Origin of the sequence: Streptomyces sp. ISL-12 (genome assembly GCF_018614415.1) — a bacterium.
Taxonomy (GTDB): domain Bacteria; phylum Actinomycetota; class Actinomycetes; order Streptomycetales; family Streptomycetaceae; genus Streptomyces.
The window spans coordinates 43658-67906 of record NZ_JAGGOO010000016.1 but is presented as its reverse complement, the minus strand read 5'-3'; the positions used below and the strand labels follow the sequence as shown (position 1 = coordinate 67906).

At 73.2% G+C, this 24249-nt stretch carries 18 protein-coding genes; 8 read left to right on the top strand and 10 right to left on the bottom strand.

Translation table 11 applies throughout. The annotated features are described in order from the left end of the window. Positions 1–2: 2 nt before the first annotated feature. From wecB to J7I94_RS38120, 4 genes are read left to right on the top strand one after another with little or no spacing between them, the layout of a single operon-like run. Entirely contained in the window at positions 3–1190 is a 1188-nt protein-coding gene (wecB, locus tag J7I94_RS04865) for a non-hydrolyzing UDP-N-acetylglucosamine 2-epimerase (RefSeq protein ID WP_215165360.1), read from the top strand. Positions 1191–1241: 51 nt separating this feature from the next. Beyond that, the gene (locus J7I94_RS04860) at positions 1242–2162 is read left to right on the top strand and encodes a chain length determinant protein (RefSeq protein WP_215165359.1); all 921 of its coding nucleotides are present in this window, start codon (positions 1242–1244) and stop codon (positions 2160–2162) included. After that, positions 2122–3687 carry an oligosaccharide flippase family protein gene (locus tag J7I94_RS04855; protein ID WP_215165358.1) on the top strand — a complete coding sequence of 522 codons (1566 nt, stop codon included), beginning with the start codon at positions 2122–2124 and terminating at the stop codon, positions 3685–3687. The genes J7I94_RS04860 and J7I94_RS04855 overlap by 41 nt, the downstream gene beginning before the upstream one ends. Then, positions 3684–5543: a glycosyltransferase gene (locus J7I94_RS38120; RefSeq protein ID WP_251074664.1), complete on the top strand. Its 1860-nt coding sequence runs from the start codon at positions 3684–3686 to the stop codon at positions 5541–5543. The genes J7I94_RS04855 and J7I94_RS38120 overlap by 4 nt, the downstream gene beginning before the upstream one ends. A 3-nt stretch (positions 5544–5546) precedes the next feature. Here the strand turns inward: J7I94_RS38120 and J7I94_RS04840 are convergent, their stop codons facing one another. Then, positions 5547–6446 carry a glycosyltransferase family 2 protein gene (locus J7I94_RS04840; protein WP_215165356.1) on the bottom strand — a complete coding sequence of 300 codons (900 nt, stop codon included), beginning with the start codon at positions 6444–6446 and terminating at the stop codon, positions 5547–5549. Beyond that, positions 6443–8458 (bottom strand): O-antigen ligase family protein, encoded by a 2016-nt coding sequence (locus J7I94_RS04835; RefSeq protein ID WP_215165354.1) that lies wholly within the window; start codon positions 8456–8458, stop codon positions 6443–6445. The genes J7I94_RS04840 and J7I94_RS04835 overlap by 4 nt, the downstream gene beginning before the upstream one ends. A gap of 74 nt (positions 8459–8532) precedes the next feature. Between J7I94_RS04835 and J7I94_RS04830 the strand changes: the two genes are divergently transcribed. Beyond that, the gene (locus J7I94_RS04830) at positions 8533–9198 is read left to right on the top strand and encodes a hypothetical protein (protein ID WP_215165351.1); all 666 of its coding nucleotides are present in this window, start codon (positions 8533–8535) and stop codon (positions 9196–9198) included. A gap of 29 nt (positions 9199–9227) precedes the next feature. Here J7I94_RS04830 and J7I94_RS04825 read toward each other — a convergent pair whose 3' ends face one another. The 8 genes from J7I94_RS04825 to J7I94_RS04790 all read right to left on the bottom strand — a co-directional run bounded on the left by J7I94_RS04825 (position 9228) and on the right by J7I94_RS04790 (position 20613). After that, entirely contained in the window at positions 9228–10274 is a 1047-nt protein-coding gene (locus tag J7I94_RS04825) for a glycosyltransferase (RefSeq protein ID WP_215165349.1), read from the bottom strand. A 14-nt stretch (positions 10275–10288) separates the two neighbouring features. Beyond that, positions 10289–13897, bottom strand: coding sequence for a DUF4082 domain-containing protein (locus J7I94_RS04820; protein WP_215165347.1), 3609 nt, complete (start codon positions 13895–13897; stop codon positions 10289–10291). 23 nt (positions 13898–13920) lie between these two features. Then, positions 13921–15039 carry a DegT/DnrJ/EryC1/StrS aminotransferase family protein gene (locus tag J7I94_RS04815; protein WP_215165345.1) on the bottom strand — a complete coding sequence of 373 codons (1119 nt, stop codon included), beginning with the start codon at positions 15037–15039 and terminating at the stop codon, positions 13921–13923. After that, complete coding sequence (locus tag J7I94_RS04810) at positions 15036–15740, bottom strand: NeuD/PglB/VioB family sugar acetyltransferase (RefSeq protein ID WP_215165343.1); 705 nt, start codon at positions 15738–15740, stop codon at positions 15036–15038. Before J7I94_RS04810 ends, J7I94_RS04815 begins: the two co-directional genes overlap by 4 nt. After that, positions 15737–16879, bottom strand: coding sequence for a DegT/DnrJ/EryC1/StrS family aminotransferase (locus J7I94_RS04805; protein WP_308114497.1), 1143 nt, complete (start codon positions 16877–16879; stop codon positions 15737–15739). Before J7I94_RS04805 ends, J7I94_RS04810 begins: the two co-directional genes overlap by 4 nt. Continuing rightward, positions 16876–17850 carry an SDR family NAD(P)-dependent oxidoreductase gene (locus J7I94_RS04800; protein ID WP_215165341.1) on the bottom strand — a complete coding sequence of 325 codons (975 nt, stop codon included), beginning with the start codon at positions 17848–17850 and terminating at the stop codon, positions 16876–16878. The genes J7I94_RS04805 and J7I94_RS04800 overlap by 4 nt, the downstream gene beginning before the upstream one ends. Positions 17851–17881: 31 nt before the next feature. Next, complete coding sequence (locus J7I94_RS04795) at positions 17882–18931, bottom strand: Gfo/Idh/MocA family oxidoreductase (protein WP_308114496.1); 1050 nt, start codon at positions 18929–18931, stop codon at positions 17882–17884. Positions 18932–19173: 242 nt separating this feature from the next. Next, positions 19174–20613 carry a sugar transferase gene (locus tag J7I94_RS04790; protein ID WP_215165337.1) on the bottom strand — a complete coding sequence of 480 codons (1440 nt, stop codon included), beginning with the start codon at positions 20611–20613 and terminating at the stop codon, positions 19174–19176. Positions 20614–20961: 348 nt separating this feature from the next. Between J7I94_RS04790 and J7I94_RS04785 the strand changes: the two genes are divergently transcribed. From J7I94_RS04785 to J7I94_RS04775, 3 genes are read left to right on the top strand one after another with little or no spacing between them, the layout of a single operon-like run. After that, complete coding sequence (locus J7I94_RS04785; protein WP_215165336.1) at positions 20962–21846, top strand: glycosyltransferase family 2 protein; 885 nt, start codon at positions 20962–20964, stop codon at positions 21844–21846. Positions 21847–21871: 25 nt separating this feature from the next. After that, the gene (locus J7I94_RS04780) at positions 21872–23182 is read left to right on the top strand and encodes an MFS transporter (protein ID WP_215165335.1); all 1311 of its coding nucleotides are present in this window, start codon (positions 21872–21874) and stop codon (positions 23180–23182) included. A gap of 43 nt (positions 23183–23225) precedes the next feature. Then, the gene (locus J7I94_RS04775; RefSeq protein WP_215165334.1) at positions 23226–24248 is read left to right on the top strand and encodes a PD40 domain-containing protein; all 1023 of its coding nucleotides are present in this window, start codon (positions 23226–23228) and stop codon (positions 24246–24248) included. Position 24249: the final 1 nt, after the last annotated feature.

The following is a 24249-nucleotide window of genomic DNA, read 5'->3' as shown; positions in this document are numbered from 1 at the left end:
CAATGCCGCGCATCATCTGTGTCGCCGGGGCACGCCCCAACTACATGAAGATCAAACCGGTGATGGACGCGCTGGAGCGCCGGGGCGCCGAGGTGCTCCTCGTCCACACCGGCCAGCACTACGACCCGGCCATGAACGACGTGTTCTTCACCGACCTCGGCATCCGCCCGCCGGACCGCTTCCTCGGCGTCGGCTCCGGCAGCCACGCCGAGCAGACCGGCCGGGTGATGACCGCGTTCGAGCCGCTGCTCGGCGAGGTGGCCCCGGACCTCGTCGTCGTGGTCGGCGACATCAACTCCACGCTGGCCTGCGCCCTGGTCACCGCGAAGGCCGGCCCGTTGCTGGCGCACGTCGAGGCCGGACTGCGCAGCCGTGACTGGAGCATGCCGGAGGAGGTCAACCGCGTCGCCACCGACCGGGTCAGCGACTATCTGCTGGCCCCCTCCCCCGACGCGGCCGGCAACCTGCGCGCCGAGGGGTACCGGGAGGACCAGATCCACCTGGTCGGCAACGTCATGATCGACACGCTGCTGGCCAACCTGGAGCGGGCCCGGGCCTCGGACGTCCTCGACCGGTTCGGACTGACCAAGGGCGGATACGGCCTGGTCACGCTGCACCGGCCCGCCAACGTGGACGACCCGGAGGTGCTCGCCGGGCTGCTGAAGGCCCTGGGCGAGATCGCCGGCCGCTGCCCGCTGGTGCTGCCGGCCCACCCGCGCGCGGCCGGCCGGCTGGCCGAGCTGGGGGTCCCGGCGGGCGTCCGGCTCGTGCCGCCCGCCGGTTACCTGGACTTCATCGCGCTCCAGGACGCGGCCCGGGTCGTGCTGACCGACTCGGGCGGGGTACAGGAGGAGACCACCGCCCTGGGCGTGCCGTGCGTGACGCTGCGGGACAACACCGAGCGGCCCGTCACCGTCGAGGAGGGCACCAACGTGCTCGCCGGGCGGGACCCGGCGCGCGTCGTGAGCACCGTGCACGGGGTGCTGGACGCCCCTCCCGCGCCGCGCCGGCCCGCGCTGTGGGACGGCCGGGCGAGCGACCGTATCGCCGAGGTGCTGCTGAGCGGCGGCACCGCGCGCACCCGGCCACGGCCCACCGACCGGCCCGGGTCCACCGACCAGCCCGGGTCCACCGACCAACCGGGGCCCACCGACCAACCAAGGCCTACGAGACCGACGTTCCCCATATGATCCGCTTGCCGCATATGCTCGTCGAACGCCGGGTCGCCAGGGGGTACCACCATGGATCTCGCGGAGATCTTCCGGGTCATGCGCAGGCGCTGGTACGTCCTGCTGCCCGGGCTGTTCCTGACCGCCGCACTGCTGGCCGCCGTGGCCCTGCTGGTCCCGGTGACGTACCAGTCGCAGAGCACGGTGGTACTCCTCAACTCCCAGAAGGCCACCGTCGCTTACGACGGCAACCCGTTCCTGAGCACACAGACCTCGCTCACCGGTATGGCCGACGGCCTGGCCCGCAACCTCAACTCCGACAGCTCCGTGCGGGAGCTGAAGTCTCGTGGTGCCACAGGCACGTTCGAGGCCAAGCTGGCCGACAACGCCCAGGGGCCGCTGATGTGGCTGACCGTCACGGGCACGGACGAGAAGGCCGTACTGGCCTCCGACAAGCTGCTGACGGCGTACGCCGCGGAGCGGCTGAAGGAGTTCCAGCGGCAGCAGTCGGTCGACCCGAAGGCCATGATCCGGATGACCACGGTCGTGGCCCCGCAGCAGCCGGTGGCGCAGACCAAGACGCGGCTCCAGTACCTGGTGATGGCCGGAGGGCTGGGCCTGGTGCTGAGCCTGGTCGCCGTGTTCTGGGTAGAAGCGCGCCGCCGGCCGCACGCGCCACAGCGACCGGGCTCCGCCCCGGAGCCGGACCACACCGCGCGACCGGACCGGGACACGCCGGAGCCGGACGCGCCGGAGTCGGACACGCGGGACCGGGACACGCCGGAACCGGGCAGCACCCACGGGCCCGGTGAGCCGGTCGCGGACCGGACCATCGCCCTGAGGCGTCCGCCCGCCTGGTCCCGGGCCACCGATCGCCGGACCCCTGCGGAGCCGAAGGCGGGACGCCCGGCCGTGACGCCCGCCGCCGAGCCGCTCGACGAGGAGCCGACCCATGGACAGCGTTCGCCCACCGGACAGCGGGACCGCCGCTGACCCGAGCGGCACCCCCGCCGCGGACACGGCCGGCCCGCACACCCCCGCCGCGGACACCCCCGCCGGGCACTCCCCCGGTTCGGACGCTCCCGACAGCGGCTCCCTCGGCCGGAAGGTGCGTTCCGCGGCGGGCTGGAGCCTGGCCAACACGATGGTCATGCGCCTGGGCAACTTCGCCACCGGCATCGTGCTGGCGCGCTTCGCGCTCGGCCCGGCCGAGTGGGGTGTCTACGGCATCGCCCAGACGGTCCTGCTGGTCCTGCTCTCCGCGAACGAACTCGGCGTCAGCCTGGCCGTCGTCCGCTGGGACGGCGATCCGCGCCGCTTCGCGCCGACCGTGCTCACCCTGGCCACCGCGTCCAGCGTGCTGCTCTACGCGGGCCTGTTCGTCACGGCGCCGACGGTGGCCGGACTGCTGGACTCGCCGGACGCCACCGGTGTGCTGCGGGTGATGTGCCTGTGCCTGGTGATCGACGGGGTGGCGCAGGTGCCGGCCAATTTCCTGACGCGGGAGTTCGCCCAGGGCAAGCGCATGGTCATCGACGCGCTGAACTTCGTCCTGAGCACCGCGGTGACCCTGATGCTGGCCTTCGCGGGCTGGGGGGCGATGAGTTTCGCGTGGGGCGCGGTGGCGGGCAACGTCGCCGCTCTCGTCGGCTGCGCCGTGGCCGCGCCCGGCACGCTGCGGTTCGGCTGGGACCCCGAACAGGCGCGCGCCCTCCTGCGGTTCGGGCTGCCGCTGGCCGGTGCGAGCCTGCTCGCCCTGGCCGTCGTCAACGTGGACACCATGGTCGTCGGCTCCACGCTCGGCGGGGTCTCGCTCGGTTTCTACGTACTGGCGTTCAACATGTCCGGGTGGCCGGTCCGGGTCATCTCCGAGGCGGCCCGACGGGTCTCCTTCGCGGGGTTCTCCCGGCTCGCCGGCTCCCCGGGGGCCCTCGCCGACGGCTTCAGCCGGGCGCTGGGCGTCCTGGTGGCCGGCACCGTGCCGCTGTGTGTGCTGCTCGGCGGCCTCGCCGCGCCCGTCGTCGAGCTGGTCTACGGCAGCACCTGGGTGCCGGCCGCAGCCGCGCTGCCGTGGCTGATGGCCCTGGGCCTGATCCGCATCGGCTGCGAACTCGCCTACGACTGTCTGGTCGCCGCCGGACAGCGCCGTTCCCTCATCCTCGTACAGGGCCTGTGGGTGGCCGCGCTCGTTCCCGTCCTCATCGCGGGTGCGCGGCTCGACGGCATCGTCGGTGTCGCGCAGGGGCACGTCCTGGTCGCCGCCGGGCTGATCGTCCCCGTGTTCCTGTACGCCCTCGGCCGTGCCGGGGTCGGGCTCGCCGCCGTCGGCCGGGCCTGTGCCTGGCCGTTCCTCGCGGGGGCGGTGATGACCCTGGTGGTCCTCGCCGAGCGGCGGCTCCTCGGCGACGGCACCCTCGCCCTGTTCGTCATCGGCACCAGCGCCCTGGCCTGCTACGTGGTGTGCGTGCTGCCCGGCCGGCGCTTCCTGCTCGGCTCCAAGACACCGGAGACCGTATGACGAGGCGCCGCCGTCTGACGGCCTGTCTGGCTCTGCTGCTGACCGCCGCCTGCTCCACGGGCCCCGCGCGGACGGACGGCCCCGCGGCGAGCGGACCGGCCGGAAGCGGCTCCCCGCCGCCCGCCCGCGCCCCTTCCGCCACCGCGCCGCCCGGCACCTCGGCGGCCCCCTCGGCGACCGGCTCCCCGTCGGCGGCCACGGGCAGCCCCTCGTCACCGGTCCCCCCGCCCGCCACCTCGGCGGCACCCGTCGAGGCCGCGTTCCCCGACGCCCGCAGCACCGGCCCCCGGGTCCGGCTCACGCCGAAGTCCACGGGCGACCTGAGCGTGCGGACCGACGGGGCGGTCATCAAGGGGCAGGACATCACCGGTTCGCTCGACATCTACGCGGACGACGTCACCATCGTCGACTCCCGGATCACCTCCGCCAACTGGTGGGGCGTCAACCTGCGCCCCGGCCACCACGGGCTGCGGATCCTGCACAGCACCATCACCGCGGTCCCCGGCGAGGGCCCCGACAACGGCGGGGTGAACTACGCCGTGTCCAACATGGGCACCAGCTCCGTCGAGGTCGGCTGGTGCGACATCTCGGTGTTCGGCAACGCCCTGTCCATGGGGCAGGGGCACATCCATGACAGCTACGTCCACGATCTCGTCGCCTTCCGCAACAACGGCGGCGAGTGGCAGCACCTCGACGCGGTGATCAGCGGCGGCGGCAACGACGGCGAGCTGGTGATCCGGCACAACACCCTGCTCAACCCCGCGCCCGTGGACCGCGGGGCGTCGGCCGCCGTGGGCCTTCGCCGACACCGGCCGGGTCTCCGACACGGTGATCGACGGCAACCTCCTGGCGGGCGGGGCGTACGCCCTGTACGGGGGCGGCGAGGGTGCCACCGGCATCAGGGTCACCGACAACGTCTTCTCGACCCGCTACCACCCGAACAGCGGCTTCTACGGACCGGTCACCGCCTGGAACGCGGGCGGCGCGGGCAACGTCTGGCGCGGGAACCGGTTCTCCGACGGTACCCCGGTCGTCCCCGAGCCGGCCGGCTGAGGAAGAGGATCATGCGACGTATCGTCCGCGCCCCGTGGGAGCTGCTCAAGCACGCCTTCGGCTGGATCGTCCTGTTCGAGCTGCGCAACAAGGTCCTGCTGCTGCCCTCCGCGCTGCGTCTGCGCCGGCTGGAGAACGCCGAGACCCGTCGGCTGGCGGCGGCCCTCGCTCCCCCGCCGGCCGCCCTGGTGGCGACGGTCATCGCCACCCACCGGCGGCCCGAGCAACTGCGGGCGGCGGTCCGTTCGGCGCTGGCGCAGACCGCGCGGGACCAGGTCGTCGTCGTGGTGGACGACGGTGCCGGGCTCCCGGAGCTGCCCGACGACCCCCGGCTGTTCGCCGTGTCGCTGTCCCGCAACACCGGGGTGGCCGGGGTGGTGCGCAACGTGGGCATCCGGCTGACGCGGTCGCGGTACGTGGCGTTCCTGGACGACGACAACCTGTGGGAGCCCGACCACCTGGAGCGGGCGCTGGCCGTGCTGGAGGCGCCCGGCGGGCCCGACGGCGTGTACACGGCGCTGCGCCGGGTCCTGCCGGACGGCACCGAACGGGACGTGCTGTCCGTGCCGTTCGACCGGCGCCGGGCGGCCCGGGAGTCCTTCCTCGACACCAACGCGTTCGTCGCCCGGCGCGACGGCTCCCTGCACTTCAGCCGGCTGCGCCGGACACCGCGGGTGCTGCCGCGCGAGGACTGGGAGCTGATCCGCCGGTACGGCCGGGGGCACCGGGTGCGCCACGTGCCGCACCCCACGGTGCGGTACCTGGTGAACCCGGGCAGCTTCTACACGACGTGGTCCGGGTGAGCGTCACGGTCCGGGTGTGGCCTTCAGCGCGCCCGGCCGCAGCAGGGCCGCGGCGGCGGCGCGGCTGGCCTCGCGGCCGAGGGCGGCCCGGGACGCCTCGCGCAGGAACACGGCGGCCCGGAAGCAGGCCGTGGCGAGGGGCCCGTTGCGCCGCCCGTACAGCCGTACCCGGTTGAGGGTGAGCAGGGTCCACAGCCGGGGCGACACCCGGGAGTCGCCGCCCAGGTGCACCGCCTCGGCGGTCGGCTCCAGCCGCGTGGCGTATCCCAGGTCCCGGGCACGCAGGCAGTACTCGGTCTCCTCCGAGTAGAGGAAGAACGACTCGTCCCACGCGCCGCAGGCGGCCCGGCAGTCCGCCGATACGGCCATCAGCGCGCCGGTGGCCCAGTCGGCGCGGGTGGGCCGGCGGTAGGCGGCCGGGTCGGTGACGATCTCGCTCAGCCCCGGGAACCGCCCGGCCCTGCGGTTGCCGATGAGGGCCTCGCCCAGGGCCCGGGTCACGCTGGACTCGCGGCGCAGCGAGTGGTGGGGCGTGTCCCGGCCCTCCTCGTACAGCAGGGGGACGGCGATCCCGGTGCCGTCCCCGAGGCGGTCCACGAGCCGTTTCGCGCAGCCCTGCCGCATGCGGACGTCCGGGTTGCAGACGAGGGCGGTGCCGAAGTCACCGGCGGCGGCCACGGCCGCGTTGATGCCGGCGGCGTACCCGGCGTTGCGGCCGGTCCGCACGACGGTGGCGGCGGGGGCCAGCGTCCGCAGGACCTCGACGGTGTCGTCGGCGGAGTCGTTGTCGGCGACGACCAGCCGCCAGTCGAGTCCGGCCATGCCGTCCTCCAGCGCGGCGAGGAACCCGGGGAGCACCGGGGCGCTGTTCCAGGTGACGACGATGACGGCGACGGTGCTCATCGGGACTCCGCGGGTCGGGGAAGCTCGGTCACTTCGGTCTCTGCGGCCTTGCGGGGCCCGGGGCCGGCGGCCTCGCGCCGGACGAACCCCAGGTAGCTGCTTCCCGCGCCCAGGGTCAGGAAGAAGATGCCGGCGAACATCGGGAAGCTGAGCGAGTCGAAGGTGGCGCTGATGACGAGGGCGACCAGCGCCGAGGCGAAGAACGCCTGCCCCAGTTCGCGGTCGCTGTCGGTGCGGGCCAGCCGCCGCACGGCGCCTCCGTGGTGGATGCCGGCGAGGAACAGCGCGAACAGGGCGACGACCCCGAGCAGTCCCGTCTCGGCGGCGGTCAGCATGTACTGGTTGTCGGTGAAGAAGTACAGGTCCGGGGTGAAGGTGCCGAAGCCCCGGCCGAACAGCGGGTGTTCCTTCAGATAGGGCACGATCGCGCTGTACTTGACGGTCCGGGCCTGGGTGCTGCTGTCGGAGTTGGACAGGAAGGAGGCGAACAGCTCCGTGATGGTGCCGATGAGTCCGGGCACGAGCACCTTGAAGACGGCGACGGAGGCCGCCATGATCCCGATGGCGGCCCAGCGGCGGGCCGGCTTCCAGCGGGGCACCATCACGAGGGCGACCAGCAGCAGGCCGAGGACGGAGGTCCGCGACACCGTCAGGGGCAGCGCGCCGCCGATGAGCAGCACCGGTCCCCAGCGGCGCAGGGCGGGCAGGTGGCGGCGGACCGGGTCGAAGGCCTGCTGGATCGCGAAGGGCAGGAGGATCGCCAGCATGCCGCCGAACTCCAGCGGCTGGGCGGTGGTGGACCGGGGCCGGGTGAAGGAGCCGCGGTCCATGACGGAGACCTGGGCGACGCTGGTCCGCAGGCCGGGGATGTGGATGGAGTCGGCGACGTTGGTGGCGGCGAAGAAGTCGTAGAAGCCGATCGCGGCGACCACGGACCCCATGACGACCATGCGGCGCATCAGTACGTCGAGCCGGCCGCGTTCCCGCACTCCCGCGGAGACCAGGACGACCAGGGCGACCCACACCAGGAAGCCGATGAGGCCGCGGTCGGCTCCCAGGACCTCCTGGTGGGAGCTGCCGCGCAGACTGTTGGCGAGGTAGGCGGCGAGGACGGCCAGGCCCAGCAGGCACATCACGATCCGTACGGGCCGGGTGCCCGGCGCGGGCAGGATCCGGCCGCCCAGCCAGGTCGCGAGGTACCACAACAGCCCGAGCAGGGCGAAGACGTTGGCGGGGGTGCCGACGCCGCCGAGGGCGGGCAGCGCCAGGTTGGACGGGACGAAGAAGGCCAGCACCAGGTAGACGGTGAGGATCGCGGTGGCGTCGACCCGGCGGCCGAGCGGCCCGGCCCGGACCCGCTTCGGGGCGCGCGGCCGGTGCGGTCGCGGGGCGGCCGGCGGGCGGCGGCGTACCACCGCGACGCCTTCCATCAGGATCGACAGCAGGAACGCGCTGACGACACCGAGGATGACCACGGCCGCGACGCCCTGGTAGCGGCTCTTCGACTGTGCCACCGGGGTCTGCGGGAGGACGACGGGCGCGGTCTCCACCAGGTAGGCGGGCGGGACCTCGGCGGCCTCCTGGAGGGCGGTGAGCTGCTCACCGGCGAAGGCGGTCAGGGTGTCGGTCTCCTTGAGTACCTTCTCGCGGTCGGTTCCGGTGACGCTGAGCTGGAGCAGCGGGCTCTCGCTGCCCGGGGCGAACCCGGCCGTGTAGGGGTCGGTGACGCCCCGGCTGTACAACTCCTTCGCGGCGTCGCCGGATTCGAGGGTCCTGATCAGGACGTCGGCCGTGACGATGAGCGAACCGCCCGCGTTCGAGATGGGGTTGCCGAAGGTGGGGGCCAGCCGGGCCACGGCCGAGGAGTCGAGGAGCGCGACCGAACTCTGCGACTGGTAGGAGACGGGGACGGTCGCGTACAGGTAGGTGCCGCCGAGCAGACTGAGCAGGGTGAGCGGCACCATGAAGTACCACCGCCTGCGCAGAATGGCCCATATCTCGCCAAGGCTCACGTACCGTCCCCCTCGATCCGGTGGCGTCGCCCGGCGCGCCCTGCCAGTATCGGGAGGGACGGAAGGAATGCGTGATGTCGCCTGGGAACGTCGCCGACGCGCTGCTGCGCCGCTGGTACGTCGTGGTGGTGGCGCTGCTGCTGACGGCCGCCGGGGCCTACCAGGTGGTCCGCCCCGAGCCCCGGTACACGGGGTCCGCGGTGGTCGTCCTCAAGCCGCCGGTGACCCGGAACCAGCCCAACCAGCTCACCAATCTCCAGCCGCCGCTCGCCGCGGTCTCCTACGCGGTCGTCCGGCAGCTGCGCTCCCCGTCCGGGAAGGACGAGTTGCGGGCGGCGGGCGTCCGGGGGGACTACCAGCTGGTGCCGCGCAACAGCGGCACCAGCGCGATGCCCCAGTATCTGATCCCGTCCCTGCAGGTGCAGTCGCAGGCGTCGGACCGGGACACCGCGGTGGCGACGGTGCGCCGCGTCATCGACGTGTACGGCGCCCATGTCGAACGGCTCCAGACCGCGCAGGGCGTTCCGGCCGGGGCGCGGATCACCCCGTCCGTGCTGACGTCCCCGAGCGCCGCCCCGGTCCAGGGTGACAGGGTCCGCGGCCTGGCGGGCACGGCCCTGCTGGGCACGGCCGGCGGGGTGCTCGGCGCGCTGTGGCTGGACCGCCTGCTGGCGGGCCGCCGGCCGGCCGCCGCGCACGGCCGCCGCCCGCACGCCGCTCCGGTGGCCACGGCCCACTGAGACGCACACCGGGTGGTACTGGCGTCCCATCAGATTCCGCGCCGCTTCCACGACTCCCACCACAACCGTTCCCGGCCGCGTTCGGCCACGGCCGACCACACCAGCGGCTGGAGGTACGGCATCACCGCCGGGCCGATCCGCCGGCGCAGCCGCAGCGCGCGGTACTCGGGCAGCGCCCGGTAGCCCGGCAGGCACTGCTCGGCGAAGGCCACGCACTCGTCGACCGGTACGACGCCGGTGCGTCCCCGGTCGTAGGCCCGGTAGGCGCGGCGCAGGGCGAAGCGGGCGAGGCGGGTGTGCACCTGGTCGGCGAGGCGGTCGGCGTGCGGCAGCCGGTCGCCGCACTTGGCGAGCACCGAGTCGAAGGCGACCAGCCGCTGGCGCAGGTCGTCGAGCTGGCCGCCGAAGTCGGTGGTGGACATGTTGTCGCCGTGGACCCGGTAGAAGGCCTGGTCCGCGCCGCGTACGTAGCCGACGTCGGCGTGGGCGGCGAGCCGCATCCACATCTCGATGTCGCCGGCGTGCGGCAGGGCCGGGTCGTAGCCGCCGACCGCCCGCTGGAGGCTGGTGCGGACGACGACCTCGGGCGAGGTGATGCAGCCGGTGCCCTCGCGGAACCGGCGCTCCAGCCACCACCGCCCGGGGTAGACGACCGAACCGGTGCTGTGGGTGCGGGCCTTCGGCAGCGGCCCGCCGTGCCGGAAGCGCAGGGGCCGCCCGTAGGCGAACCCGGCCTCCGGGTGGGCGTCGAGCAGGGCCGCGGCGCGGACCAGGGCGCCCGGCACCAGCCGGTCGTCGGCGGACAGCAGGGCCACGTAGTCGCCGTCGGCCCACTCCAGGAGGCCCTCGTTGTAGGTGGCGATGTGGCCCTTGTTGGTCTCGTGGACCCGGACCTCGATCCGCGGGTCGGCGGCGGCCAGTTTCCGCGCCGTCTCCGCCGAGTCGTCGGGTGAGGCGTCGTCGATGATGAGCACCCGGACGTCGACGCCGTCCTGCTCGTCGAGGACGCTGCTCACGCAGTCGGCGAGGAAGTGGCCGTACTTGTAGCAGGGAATGACAACACTGACGCTGCTCATCGTGGGGAAGCCAATCAGTTCTTCGGGCGGCGGACGGAGTCGGCGGTCAGGGTCCAGCTCCGGGAGCCGACCGTCCGCCGGTCCTCGTCCACGGCCGTGACCGTGATCCGGAACCGGGTGCCGTCCGGCAGGGGCGCGGTCAGGTGGACGGACGCCTTGCCGGCGGCCCGGTCGTAGTGGGTGACGGGCCGGACGCCGAGCTGCTCGGCGGCGGCCTCGTCGTCGGCGCCGGACAGGACGTCCAGGGTGGCCCGGACGGACGACGGGCCCGCGTCGTCCGGCACGGTCACCGTGAGCGGGTCCACCGCGTCGGCGGTGTACGTCACCGTGGTCGCGGTCGGCTCCGCGGAGCCCTCCGCCGCGATCGAGGCGCTCGGGTCGTCGGCGGTGAAGACGGGGCCCACCCAGTAGGTGGCGGAGCCGTGGGAGGCGGTGGGGAAGGCCGGGTCGGAGCCGTACTTGTACAGCCCGTTGGGGTGGGCCGCGGTGTCGGCGGTGGCGGTCAGCGGATAGGACTGGTGGGCGGAGGCGAAGTAGCCGCCGTCCACCGCGTACCGGCCGTTCGGCGCGTGGTACGAGGCGACGTACGCGGTGCCGGCGGTGACCTTGACCGGGGTGGCGAAGACCAGTGTCTGCCAGCCGGACTCCGTCTCGCCCGTGAAGGTGCCGGCGGCGAGCAGCGTGCCGTCGTCGGACCAGAGGCTGCCGGTGTGGGTGCCCGTGTTGCCGGCGCCCTTGTAGAAGGTGACGCCGGTGATCCAGCCGTCGGCCGACGAGGTGAACCGGGTGCCCAGTTCCACGGAGTTGGTGTCGGAGGTCATGTCGGTGACGGCCGGCGTCGCGGAGGGGCCCCACAGGGTGCAGGGGCAGGTGACCGGGGGCGGGGTGGAACTGGTGGTGAACGACCAGGTCACGGGCTCCGTCATCGCGTTGCCCCAGACGTCGGAGGCCCGTACGGAGGCGGTGTAGGTGGTGTGCAGGGAGAGCTGGCTCGACGGGGTGAAGGTCACCTTGTCCGCCGCCGGCACGGTCACCGTCCCCGGGACCGCGGCGCCGCTCGGGTCCTTCACGGTGAACGTCAGGTCGTCGGGGTCGACGGACGCGCTGAGCACGGCCGACACCGATGCGGTGATCGGGGTGTCGGTAGCCCCGGAGGTCGGGGAGGTGGAGGCGACGGTGGGCGGGACGGTGGTGGCCGTCGAGGTGTCCAGCACCACGTCGACCCAGTAGTTGCTGCCGTCGGACTGGGTGGACGGGAAGGCGCTGGCGGAGGTGTACCGGTAGACGCCGTTGCCGCCGTGGGTGCCGGACTTCGGGGCGGTCAGCGGCGCCAGGCCGGCGTCCTGGCCGGCGAAGTAGCCGGCGTCGTAGGAGTATCCGCCGTTGGGTGCGAAGTAGGAGGCCACATACGTGGTGTCGGCCTTGACGTTGACCGGGGTGGCGAAGTTGAGCTGCTGCCAGCCGGAGGCGGTCTCGTTGCTGAAGGTGCCGGTGGCCAGGCGGGTGCCGGAGGCGGTCCACAGGCTGCCGGTGTGGGTGCCGGTGTTGGCGGGCGACTTGTAGAAGCGGACGGCGGTGACCGAACCTGCGGTGGTGGTGCGGAACTTCACGCCCAGCTCGACCGCGCTGCCGTCGCCCGCGTTGACGGTGCCGGGTACGGCCGAGGCCGGCCAGACGGTGCAGGGGCAGGTCTGGGGGCCGACGGTCACCGGGATGGTGGTGACGGTGCCGATGTTGACGCTGTCGTCGACGGCGCGGACCTTGAGGGTCGCGGGCCCCGGCGTGGCCGGGGTCCAGCTGTAGGTCCAGGACGTCAGTCCGGTGGCGGCCTGCCAGGTCGCTCCGTCGTCGGTGGAGACCTCCACGCGGGCCACCACACCGCCGCCGGAGTCGGTGGCGGTGCCCTTGACGGTGACCGGCTTCAGCGCCGGGACGGTGGCCCCGGCGACGGGGGCGGCCACGGTGATGGCCGGGCCGGTGGTGTCGGTGGAGGCCGTGGCGGTGACCAGGTTGCTCTGGAGGGTCAGCGGCTGGACGCCCATGTCGGCGAGGACGTTCACGGTCGCCTGCTGCATCCGGGCGTCCTCGGTCACCACGGTGTCCTCGGGGTGGTACGTGGGAACGTCCGTCAGCCCCCACGACCACTGCACGGTCCCGGCCCCGAACACCAGGGCCCCGGAGTCCTGGTCGCGGAACGCGACGAGGCTGTGGGTGGCCGTGCCGTTGCCGTACGTGTTGCCCCAGTCCAGGCGGAGTTTGCCGTCGTCGATGTCCACGGTCGTCGACGACAGGTTGATCGCGCCGGCGGGCCGGGTGCTGTTGTCGATGTCGCTGTCCCACTCGTAGCCGAGGGTGCCGGCGGGGAAGGTGGCGGTCTGGCCGGCGGCGAGGTCCGCGATCGAGGTGTCGCGCCAGATGCGGTTCTTGCCGTACGAGCCGGGGACGGTGATGGCGTCGGCCCGGTAGCCGTTCACGGTGAACATGGAGCCGGTGAGGATGTTGGGCGGCTGGTAGTCCTGCCCGTAGCGGGTGCTGGCCGGGTCCATCCAGGTGCCGGTCCAGGTGCCGCTGGGGTCGGCGATGCCGTTGTTCTGGGCCATCTTGGTCATCTTGTAGCAGACCAGGGTGCGGTTGTCGGTGCCGGTGCCGTCGATGCTCGGGGTGAGCCGGGTCTGCCAGAACACCTCGTTGCCGCTGAAGAAGCCCTGCTGGACGCCGGCCTTGCGGGCGTCGAGGACGTGGGTGTACTGGCTCTGCGTCCAGTACTCGTCGTGGCCGGAGGACAGGTACACCCGGTGCTTCTTCAGCAGGGTGTCGCCGTTGACGGACACGTCCACGCCGGACAGGTAGCTGACGTCGTAGCCGTTGCGTTCCAGCCACGCCAGCATCATGAACTCGGAGCCGTAGATGCCGTTGTCGCCGCCGATGTCCAGCGGCCGGTTGTAGCTGACCTCGTAGGCCCGCCCGTCGGGCGCGGGTCCGGCGCCGCCGTAGAGGTCCTGGCCGCCGTAGTCGTTGTACGCCTGCCAGGTCTGGTCGCTGGTCTGCACGACGATGTCGGAGGTGGAGCCGTCGTCGCGGACGACGAACGGGTACGGCATCAGGCCGTCGCCGTCGGTCTGCGCGAGGTTGGCGATGTACAGGCCGGAGACGGCGTCGTCGGGCACCGTCCAGGTCACGTTCACCGGCCAGTTGCCGCAGTCGACCAGACCGGTGGCGCTCTTGGTGGTGCAGTCGGCGGGCTCGGTGGTGTAGTTGGCCGGGTGGACGGCCGACGCCTCGGCCTCGGTCGAGATCAGCCGGGCGCCGTCGCCGCCGTACCAGCCCAGGCGGTAGATCTGCACCTGGTACGGGACCGGCGACTGGATCTTGAACTGGACGGTGTCACCGGCCCGCACGCTCTCCTTGGTGGAGAAGCCCTTGATGTCGCCGTAGGCGTTGGGCGCGAACCACTCGGACTTCGGGGTGCCCGCCTTGGAGTTCTCGCACACGACCGGGTTCGAGTCCGCGCCGCACGGGTCCACGGCCGCCTGCGCGGCCCCGGCCTGCGGGAGCACCGCCCAGATCAACGCCGCCACGACGGCGAGGCGGACGCCCCGGATCCGTCTGCTCCATCTGTTCATGCGTACCTCTCAGCCGTGCCGCGTCAGCCGTCGAGCGCGTGGGCGAGCGCGTCCACGACACGTTGCTGCTGGTCGGGGGTGATCTGCGGGTAGAGCGGCAGGGACAGGATCCGGTCCGCCGCCCGCTCGGCGTGCGGGAAGTCGCCGCGGGCGTGGCCGAGGTGGCGGTAGGCCGGGGTGAGGTGGACGGGGGTGGGATAGTGCACCCCGGCGCCGATGCCCTCGGCGTTCAGCTTGCCGACGACGTCGTCGCGGCCGGCGCCGGTGATCTGGACGACGTACAGGTGCCATACGTGGGTGTTGCCGGGTGCCGTCACGGGCAGGACGACCCGGCCGGCCGCCGCGAGGCCGGCGAGGAGGGTGCCGTAGCGGGCGGCGGCGGCCCGGCGGGCCGCGTTGCCGTCGGCGAGGCGGGCCAGTTTGGCGCGCAGGACGACGGCCTGGAGACCGTCGAGGCGGCTGTTGAAGCCGGGGACGTCGTGGCGGTACTTGGCGACGCCGCCGTGGTTGGCGATGGCGCGTACCAGGCCGGCGGTCTCCGCGTCATCGGTGAGGACGGCGCCCGCGTCGCCGTAGGCGCCCAGGTTCTTGCCCGGGTAGAAGCTGGTGGCGGCGATGTGGCCGCTGCCCGGGGTGCGGCCCTCACGGGTCGCGCCCTGGCACTGTGCGGCGTCCTCGACGATCCGGACGTGCGCGGGCAGCCGGTCCGCCAGGCCGGTGACGTCGGCCAGCTGCCCGTACAGGTGGACGGGGACGACCGCGCGGGTGGCCGGGCCGACCGCCGCGAGCGCCGCCTCGGGGTCGAGGAGGTGGCTGTCGGGCAGGCAGTCCGCGAGGACCGGGCGGGCTCCGGCGCGGGCCACCGCGCCGGCCGTGGCGATGAAGGTGTTGGCGGGCACCACGACCTCGTCGCCCGGGCCCACGCCGACGGCGCGCAGGGCCAGTTCGAGGGCGTCGGTGCCGTTGGCGACGCCCACGCAGTGCGCGACGCCGCCGAAGTCGGCGTACTCGCGTTCGAAGAGGCGGACCTCCTCGCCGCCGACGAACGCGGTGTGCGCGAGGACGCGGTCGAATCCGGCCCGTACCTCGTCGGCGACCTCCTCGTGGGCCGCCTTGAGGTCCACCAGCGGTATCCGGTTCATCTGACAGGTCCCCCCTGTGCGTGCTCGGTCCGTGTGTCGAGTGCGGCTTGGGCGAGCGCGGGCGCCGGCGCGGCGCGCAGCCGTCGGGCCGGGCTCCCCACCCAGACCTCGCCCGGCGGCACGTCGCCGAGCACGCTGCTCCCCATGCCGATCAGCGACCAGGCGCCGACCGTCGTGCCTTCCCTGACCAGGGCGCCGGACCCCGCGTAGGCGCCCCTCGCCAGGCGTGCGCCGCCGCCGAGCCGCACGCCGGAGGCGAGCGTGGCGAAGTCCTCGACCACGTCGTCGTGGGTGAGCACCACCTGCGGCATCACCGCGACGTGCGCGCCCACCCGTACCGCGGCGGTCAGCGCGCAGTGCGCGAGCAGGACCGAGCCCGGCCCGACCGCCGACGTGGCGGAGACCGCCGCCGTCGGGTGGACGACGGTCGCGTAGCGCTCCTCGGGCAGGCCGAGGCGGCGGACCAGGCGGGCGCGGACCGCGTAGTCGCGGGGGTTGCCCACGCAGATCACCACCCGGGCCTCGGGCAGGCCGTGGACGAGGTCGCAGCCGCCGAGGACGGGCACGCCGTCCGTCTCGGTGCCGTGCAGGGCCGGGTCGTCGTCGAGGTGTCCGAGCAGCTCGAACTCGCCCGCGGCCAGCACCGCCTGGGCGGTCTCCCGGGCGAATCCCCCCGCGCCGACGATCACCAGTGGGGTCATGCCGGTGCCCGTTCGCGCAGTACCGCCACGACCCGGTCCTGCTGGTCCTCGGTCATGGTGTGGAACAGCGGCAGGATCAGCGAGTCGCGGCTGATCCGTTCGGTGACCGGCAGGGGGGCGGCCGGGTGGCCGGCGTAGGCGGGTTCGAGGTGGGCGGCCATGATGCCGCGCCGGGCGGAGACGCCGGCGTCGGCGAGCGCGCCGAGCAGGCCGTCCCGGCCGCCGGGGAAGTCCTCGTCGAGGAGCACCCAGTAGGACTGGAAGTTGCCCTGTCCGTGCCCGGGGTCGCGTACGGGGGTCAGACCGGGGACCTCGCGCAGCAACTGCCCGTAGCGGTCGGCCAGTTCGCGGCGGCGGGCGATCATCGTGTCGAGCCGGCCGAGCTGGACGAGGCCGACCGCGGCCTGGATGTCGGTCATCCGGTAGTTGAAGCCGACCTCCAGGTAGCTCTCCAGTACGGGCCGGCCGCTCGCGTGGCGTTCGGCCGCCGAGGCGTTCATGCCGTGCTCGCGCAGCCGGCGCAGCCGGGCCGCCCACTCGGCGTCGTCGGTGGTGACCATGCCGCCCTCGCCGGTGGTGACCAGCTTGCGGGGGTGGAAGGACCAGGCGGCGAGCAGCGCGCCGTGGCCGACGGGTTTGCCGCCGACGGTGGAGCCGATGGCGCAGGCCGCGTCCTCCACCAGGGGCAGGTCCCAGTCGGCGCAGACGGCGCGCAGGGCGGGTACGTCGGCCGGTATGCCGCCCTGGTGGACGGCGAGGACGGCCTTGGTGCGGGGGGTGCGGACCGCGTCCACGGTGGCCGGGGTGAGGTTGCCGGTGGCGAGGTCGACGTCGGCGAACACGGGCTGAGCGCCCGTGTACCGCACGGCGTTGGCGGTGGCGATGAAGGACAGCGAGGGCACCACCACCTCGTCGCCCGGTCCGATGCCGAGGACGACGAGGGACAGGTGCAGGGCGGTGGTGCAGGAGCTGACCGCGACGGCGTGCTCGGCGCCCACCCGCTCGGCGAAGGCCCGCTCGAAGGCCGCGACCCTCGGCCCCTGGGCGACCCAGCCGGACAGCACGGCCTCGGAGGCGGCCCGGGCCTCCTCCTCGCCGAGCCAGGGGATCATCACCGGGATACGGTCGGTGCCGCTCACTGGGCCGCCTCCCGCTCGGCGCGCCACCACCGCACCAGGTCGCTGAGGCCGGTGCGGAGGTCGATCCCGGCGGTGAACCCGAGCCGTTCGGCGGCCCGGGAGGTGTCCGCGAGGCGCCGTTCGACGCCGTTCACCGAGCGGGCGGGGCCGTGCACCGGCTCCAGGCCCTGGGCGCCCATCGCCTCCAGCAGGCCCTCGGCCAGCTCCTTGAGGGAGGTCTCGGTACCGCTGGCGATGTTGAACACCTCGTCGGTGAGGTCCGACTCGGCGGCCAGCACGTTGGCCCTGGCGATGTCGCGGACGTCGACGAAGTCCATGGTCTGGGTGCCGTCGCCGAGGATCAGCGGCGGCTCGCCCGCCTCGATCCGTTCCATCCAGCGGATGAGGACCTCGGTGTAGAGGCCGTGGATGTCCATCCGGGGGCCGTAGACGTTGAAGTAGCGCAGCGCGACGTAGTCCAGGCCGTACATGGCGTGGAAGCTGCGCAGCATGCCCTCGTTGAAGGCCTTGGCGGCGCCGTAGAAGGTGTCGTTGTTGTAGGGGTGGTGGCGCTCGGTGGTGGGGAAGGTCTCGGCCATGCCGTAGACCGAGGCCGAGGAGGAGGCGACGACCTTGGAGACGCCGGCCTCGGCCGCCGCCTCCAGGACGTTGAAGGTGCCGTCGACCAGGACCTCGTTGGCCAGCCGGGGTTCTTCCGCGCACTGGGTGATGCGGATGGCGGCGAGGTGGAACACCAGGTCGGCGCCCTCGGTGGCCTTCCGGACGGTGGCGGCGTCCCGCACGTCACCCTCGACGATCTCCACGGCGCCGCTGGTCAGGGCCGTGGTGAGATTGGCCCGTCGGCCCCGGACGAAGTTGTCCAGGACCACGATCTCACGGGCGCCGCCCTCCGCCAGGAGGTCGACGAGGTGGGAGCCGATGGTGCCGGCTCCCCCGGTGACCAGGATCTTCTTGCCGCGTACGGTGCTCAACTGCTCCCTCTCAGTGTGGTGGAACGGCCGGTCAGCGTCCGGCACGCAGGCCGACGACGGCGCCCTTGAACTCCAGGCTCCGGGACGCCGCCTCGAGGATGTCCAGCACCCGCAGCCCCGCCCGGCCGTCGGTCAGCGGCGCCCGGCGGTCGCGGATCGCGTCGGCGAACTCGTCGACCATGGAGCGCAGCGCCTCCTTCTCGGTGAGGGCGGGCGCGATCATGTCCCCGGAGCGGTAGGAGACGAGCATGTCGCGCCGCTCGTCGGCGCCGATCTCCTGGGGCGAGGCGAGGTCCACGCCCCGGTCGTAGATCGCCACCCGCTGGAGGGGGTTGAGGTCGTCCCACAGGAGGGTGCGTTTGGCGCCGCCCACCATGGTGGTGCGGACCTTGGTGGGCGAGAGCCAGTTGACGTGCACGTGGGCGATGGCCCCGGTGTTGAGCTGGAGCGTCAGATAGGCGACGCAGGCCTGTCCGGCACCGATCGGGTCGGCGCCGTGGGCGGCGACGGCGACCGGCTCGACGTTGTCGGGCAGGATGAAGTCGAGGATCGACAGGTCGTGCGGGGCGAGGTCCCACAGGACGTCGATGTCCTTCTGGACGAGTCCGAGGTTGATGCGGACCGAGTCGACGAAGTGGATCTCGCCGAGTTCGCCGGACCGGACCGCCTCCCGGATGCGGCCAACGGCGGGGGTGTAGCAGTAGGTGTGGTCGCACATCAGGGTCAGGCCGCGTTCCTCGGCCTCGGCCACCAGGCGCGTCCCGTCGGCGTAGGTCGCGGCGAGGGGTTTCTCCACGAGGACGTGCTTGCCCGCGCGCAGGGCGGCCAGGGCGATGTCGAGGTGCGTGCCGGCGGGCGTGGCGACGGCCACGGCGGCCACTTCGGGGTCGGCCAGGACGGCCGCGTAGTCCGCGGTGGCCTCGACGGTCGAGTAGCCGCCGAGGACCCGCCGGGCACGCTCCACGTCGAGGTCGCACAGCCGGCGCAGCCGGAAGCGGTCGCTGGCCTGGAAGTTGCGTACGAGGTTGGGTCCCCAGTAGCCGGCGCCGACGACGGCGACCCCCAGCGGCTGCCGTGGCACGGCTGTCTTCTTCCCTCGGTCCATCAGCAGACCCCCCGGTCCGTCCGTAGTGCCCGGTCCATCAGTAGTTCCCGGCCCGCCTGCGGACGCGGGTCCGTCCACGGGCCCCGATCCGTCCACGGGCCCTGATCTGCCCACGGGCCCCCGGTCGCTCCGTGGTTCGTGGTTCGTGGTCCCCGGTCCGTCCGCGCGGGCGTCGGTCCGGCCGCAGGCCGCCCGTCCCCTCCCCGGGGCCCCGTCCATCAGTAGGCCCCCGTCCCCCGCACCACCGCGGACCCGGTCCGCAGCAGGATCGACAGGTCGAGGCTCATCGACCAGTTGTCCACGTATCCGAGATCGAGCCGGACGGCCTCCTCCCAGGGCAGGTCGGAGCGGCCGCTGACCTGCCACAGACCGGTGAGGCCCGGTTTGACGAGCAGCCGGCGTTTGATGTCCGGCGAGTACTCCTCGACCTCCTCCGGCAGCGAGGGCCGGGGGCCGACGAGCGACATGTGGCCCCGTACGACGTTGAGCAGCTGCGGGAGTTCGTCGAGGGAGCTGCGGCGCAGGAACGAGCCGACGCGGGTGACGCGCGGGTCCTCCTTCACCTTGAACAGCAGTCCGTCGCTGTTCTGGTTGAGATGGCGCAGCTCCGCCCGCAGGGCCTCCGAATCCGGCCGCATGGTGCGGAACTTGAGCATGGTGAAGTGGTCGCCGTAGCGGCCCACGCGCTGCTGGCGGAAGAACGCCGGCCCGGGACTGTCGAGGCGGACCACGAGGGCGACGACCAGCATGGGCAGCGCGAGCAGCAGCAGGAGCACGGCGGCGAGGGAACGGTCCAGCAGTTCCTTGGGCAGCCGGGCGGCCCGCGAGAGGTTGGGCGCCTGGATCCGCACCAGCGGTACTCCGCCCATGGGCCGGACCGCCAGCCGTGCCGCCGAGATGTCGGAGACCATCGGGGCCAGCAGGAAGTCGACGCCCCGCGCGGCCGCCGTCCAGGACATCCGGCGCAGGACAGAGGCGTGCAGACCGGGTGTGGGGAGCACCACCACGGTGCCGATGCCCAGGGCGCCGACCGCGTCGTTCATGTCGTCGACACCGCCGAGCACGGGCAGTCCCGTCCGGCGGATCTCCGTGGCGTTCTCCGGGTCGCTCAGACACACCCCGGCTACCTGCAGTTCCTGGACGCACCCGCGTCGCAGCACGGTGATCAGCTCCAGGATGTCGCGCGCCGGCCCGACCAGCAGCGCCTGGCCGCGGCTCCGGTCCCGTGCCCAGCGCCGGTGCAGCCGGCGGCGCAGCGCGTACCGGGCCGCCGTGCCGGTCACGGCCACCGGCACAGCGGACATGATCATGTCATGAAGAAGGTCCGCATCACGGGTGAACAGCCAGTAGACGGCCGCGGACAGGGCCGGGAGCGCCACGGCGCCGCGTAACACCCGCCGGTACTCCTCGGTACCCAGCCCCAGGGCACCGCGGTCGTAGGACCGGTGAGCGAGCATGATCGCGATCCAGGCCGGCGGCAGCACCAAGGCCACCGCCCACCGGCCGTACGCACCGTGGACCGACAACGCCGCGACGACGGCCGCCAGGCCGTCCGCGATCAGCAGGACCGTCCGGTACTTCCGGTCCCAGGGTCTTCGGCGAGCCTGCGGACGCCCACGTTCCACATCCACCGGCTCGTGCGTGACCTCAATGGCCATGGCCCCCCACCACCACACGCGCAACTGTCCCCGACCGCGCACACACGGGATGTACGGTCACTGGTCCGCAGCCAGGGCTGAATCGGCGCCGACGTGTCTCCTCACACGGCGGCACCGGACGTTCGAAAAGCCGTCAGCGGTTCCCCAACCGCTTCATAGCGCCTGCTCGTTGGTCACTGCTCTGTCGCCGGACCGGAGTTCATGGTCGTGCCCGCCATGCCCTCAGCGACACGTTCCCCTCCCTCATCACCGACCCGGCGGACGTCAATCTAGACCATGAAACAGAGCCACGGGAACAGTTGGACGAAACATGCCTCACAAGGGTGACACCGGCGGCATACTGCCCAGGTGACGAGCATCGTGATCCCGGCACACAACGAGGCGCGTGTGATCGGCCGGCTCCTCGATTCACTGCTGGCCGACTCCGCCGAGAACGCCTCCAAGGACTCCGCCGAGGACTTCACCGACGGCGAGACCGACATCGTGGTCGTGTGCAACGGCTGCACCGACGACACCGCGCGGATCGCCGCCGGACGCGGCCCGCGCGTCCGGGTCGTGGAGATCCCCGTCCCCTCCAAACACGCCGCCCTGCGAGCGGGCGACGACCACGCCCTCGGCTTCCCCCGGCTCTACGTGGACGCCGACGTCGTGATCACGCGCGCCGGGGTACGGGCCCTGACCGAGCCCCTGGCCGACGACGGCTCCGGCGTCCTGGCCACCGCTCCCGAGCGGCGGATCCCGCTGGCCTCCTGCGCCTGGCCGGTACGGGCGTACTACCGGGTGTGGCAACGCCTGCCGGCCGTACGCGAGGGGCTGTTCGGCCGGGGTGTCATCGCGGTCTCCGAGGCCGGGCACGCCCGCGTCGCCGCACTGCCCCCGCTGATGGCGGACGACCTTGCGGCGTCCCTGGCGTTCACCCCGCGCGAGCGGCTGGTGGTCGACGCGGCCGAGGTCGTGGTCCAACCGCCGCGCACCTGGGCTGACTTGATGAAACGGCGGGTGCGGGCGGCGGTGTCCACCGCCCAGGTCGAACAGCGGCAGGGACCGGAGGACGCCTCGGCGCGCACCAGCGCCGCCGATCTGCGGGCCCTCGTCCGCGCGGAGCCGAAGCTCCTCGTGAGCGTCGCCGTCTTCGTCGCGGCGGCGGTCGTCGCCCGCCGCAGGGCCCGGAAGGCCATCCGGGCCCAGGACTTCGGCACCTGGCTGCGGGACGACAGCAGCCGGCAGGACTGAGCCCACCGCACCGGGAGTCACGCACATGTACCTCACCGACCGTTCCGCCCCGCCGGCGGACACCGGGCCGGGCCGAAGACGCGGCCCCCGGCCCCGGGTGGCGCCGGTCGTCCTCGTCCTCGGCACGGTCAGCCTGATCACCGACGTCTCCTCGGAGATGGTCACCGCCGTCCTCCCGCTCTACCTCGTCACCACGCTCGGTTTCAGCCCGCTGGCGTTCGGCACCCTCGACGGCGTCTACAACGGCGTCAGCGCGCTGGTCCAGCTCACCGGCGGCCACCTCGCCGACCGCATACGGAACCACAAACTCCTCGCGGGCCTCGGATACGGGCTGTCCGCGCTGTGCAAGCCGCTGCTCCTGCTCGCCGGCAGCATCGGCACGCTCGGCACGGTGCTGGCGCTGGAGCGCACCGGCAAGGGGCTGCGCACCGCGCCGCGCGACGCGATGATCTCCCTGTCCACGCCGGTCGCGCACCAGGGCCGGGCGTTCGGTGCGCACCGGGCGATGGACACCACCGGCGCGATGCTCGGCCCGCTGGCCGCGTTCCTCATCCTGAGCGCGGCGGCCGACGGCTACGACGCCGTGTTCGGCGTGAGCGCGTGCGTGGCCGTGCTCGGGGTGCTCGTGCTGGTGCTGTTCGTGCCCGGGCGGGGGCGGGGGGCGGGTACGGAGGCTGGTGGTGCTGCTGAAGCGGGCGGGACCGCCGACCCGAACGCGCCGGGCGTCGGCGGCGCCAAGCCCCCCGTCCGCGTCCGCGAGGCACTCGCACTGCTGCGCCTGCCGCGCCTCCGGGCCCTCGCCGGCTGTGCCGCGCTGCTCGGTCTGACCACCGTCAGCGACGCGTTCGTCTACCTCCTCCTGCAACGCCGCGCGGGCGTCGGCGAGGAGTGGTTCACCCTGCTGCCGCTGGGCACCGCCGTGGTGTTCCTGCTGCTTGCCGTGCCCATGGGCGCGCTGGCCGACCGGATCGGCCGCCACCGCGTGTTCGTCGCCGGGCACCTGGGCCTGCTCACCGCCTACGCCCTGCTGCTGTGGGCCCCGGACACCGGGCTGCTCGTCCCGCTCGTCCTCGCCCTGCACGGCACGTTCTACGCCGCCACCGACGGGGTGCTTCCGGCCGCGCTGGCCGGGATCGTGCCCGAGCGCCTGCGCGCCAGCGGGCTCGCCATCGTCGGCACCAGCCAGGCCCTGGCCCGGTTCTGCTGCTCGCTCGGCTTCGGCGCCGCCTGGACGGTGTGGGGTGACGGCCCGGCGCTGGCCGGCTCGGCGATCGGCCTGCTGTGCTGCGCGGCCGTCACCGGCCTGGTACTGCGGCCCGCCCGCCGGCTCCGATGACCACCACCGCGACACCCGAGACGCGAGAAGGACACCGACACCGATGACATCCCTGCGCCGCCGCCTGTTCATACTCGTCGCGGCGGTCCTGGTGCTCGCGGGCACGGCGACCGGCATGGTGCTGCGCGCCGCCGACCGCGCGGACCGCGCGGACCAGCCGCGGTCGGGCGACCCCGCCGTGCGCGCCGGCACGGTGACCCTCGGGCAGAAGGACCGGCTGGCGTTCGTCAACCAGATCGCCGGCCCGCACCGCGCGGCGGTCGCCTCGGTGCCGTCCGCGGCCCCCGGGGGTGAGCGGACCGCCTCGGACCTGGAGTGCGTGCGCTTCTACGCGGCGGCCGGCACCGGCGTCTGCCTCCAGTCGGACCCCGGTGTGCTCAAGCAGAGCAACCGCGCCCTGCTGCTCGACTCGCGGCTGCGCACCCAGCGCACGTTCGCGCTGGCGGGCACGCCCAGCCGGGCCCGGGTGTCACCCAGCGGCCGCTTCGCCGCCTGGACCGTCTTCGTCTCCGGCGAGTCCTACGCGTCCACCTTCTTCTCCACCCGGACCTCGATCCTGGACACCCGTACCGGGCGGCTGATCCCGAGCCTGGAGACGTTCGCCATCACGCTGGACGGCGAGTCCTACCGTGCCGCGGACGTCAACTTCTGGGGCGTCACCTTCGCGGCCGACGACGACACCTTCTACGCCACCCTCAACACCGCCGACAAGACGTACCTGGTGCGCGGTTCGGTCTCCGGACAGTCGGTCACCACCCTGACCGAGAACGTGGAGTGCCCCTCCCTCTCCCCCGACGGGACCCGGGTCGCCTTCAAGAAGCGGGTGCTGTCCCGTACCGACCTGTGGCGCGAGTACGTCCTCGATCTGCGCACCCTGCGCGAGACACCGCTCGCCGAACGCCACAGCGTCGACGACCAGGCCACCTGGCTGGACGACGACACCCTCGCCTACGCCCTGCCCACCGACGGCGAGGTCGGCAGCAGCGATCTGTGGAGCGTGCCCGCGGACGGCACGGGGAGCCCCCGGCGGCTGATCACCGGGGCCTCGTCCCCCGCCCCGCTGTAGG

Coding starts and splice junctions, on each gene's coding strand:
- wecB (WP_215165360.1), top strand. CDS start 3: ATGCCGCGCATCATCTGTGTCGCCGGGGCACGCCCCAACTACATGAAG.
- J7I94_RS04840 (WP_215165356.1), bottom strand. CDS start 6,446: ATGAGCACCGTCGCCGTCATCGTCGTCACCTGGAACAGCGCCCCGGTG.
- J7I94_RS38120 (WP_251074664.1), top strand. CDS start 3,684: ATGACGAGGCGCCGCCGTCTGACGGCCTGTCTGGCTCTGCTGCTGACC.
- J7I94_RS04860 (WP_215165359.1), top strand. CDS start 1,242: ATGGATCTCGCGGAGATCTTCCGGGTCATGCGCAGGCGCTGGTACGTC.
- J7I94_RS04780 (WP_215165335.1), top strand. CDS start 21,872: ATGTACCTCACCGACCGTTCCGCCCCGCCGGCGGACACCGGGCCGGGC.
- J7I94_RS04830 (WP_215165351.1), top strand. CDS start 8,533: ATGTCGCCTGGGAACGTCGCCGACGCGCTGCTGCGCCGCTGGTACGTC.
- J7I94_RS04825 (WP_215165349.1), bottom strand. CDS start 10,274: ATGAGCAGCGTCAGTGTTGTCATTCCCTGCTACAAGTACGGCCACTTC.
- J7I94_RS04855 (WP_215165358.1), top strand. CDS start 2,122: ATGGACAGCGTTCGCCCACCGGACAGCGGGACCGCCGCTGACCCGAGC.
- J7I94_RS04810 (WP_215165343.1), bottom strand. CDS start 15,740: ATGACCCCACTGGTGATCGTCGGCGCGGGGGGATTCGCCCGGGAGACC.
- J7I94_RS04820 (WP_215165347.1), bottom strand. CDS start 13,897: ATGAACAGATGGAGCAGACGGATCCGGGGCGTCCGCCTCGCCGTCGTG.
- J7I94_RS04815 (WP_215165345.1), bottom strand. CDS start 15,039: ATGAACCGGATACCGCTGGTGGACCTCAAGGCGGCCCACGAGGAGGTC.
- J7I94_RS04790 (WP_215165337.1), bottom strand. CDS start 20,613: ATGGCCATTGAGGTCACGCACGAGCCGGTGGATGTGGAACGTGGGCGT.
- J7I94_RS04775 (WP_215165334.1), top strand. CDS start 23,226: ATGACATCCCTGCGCCGCCGCCTGTTCATACTCGTCGCGGCGGTCCTG.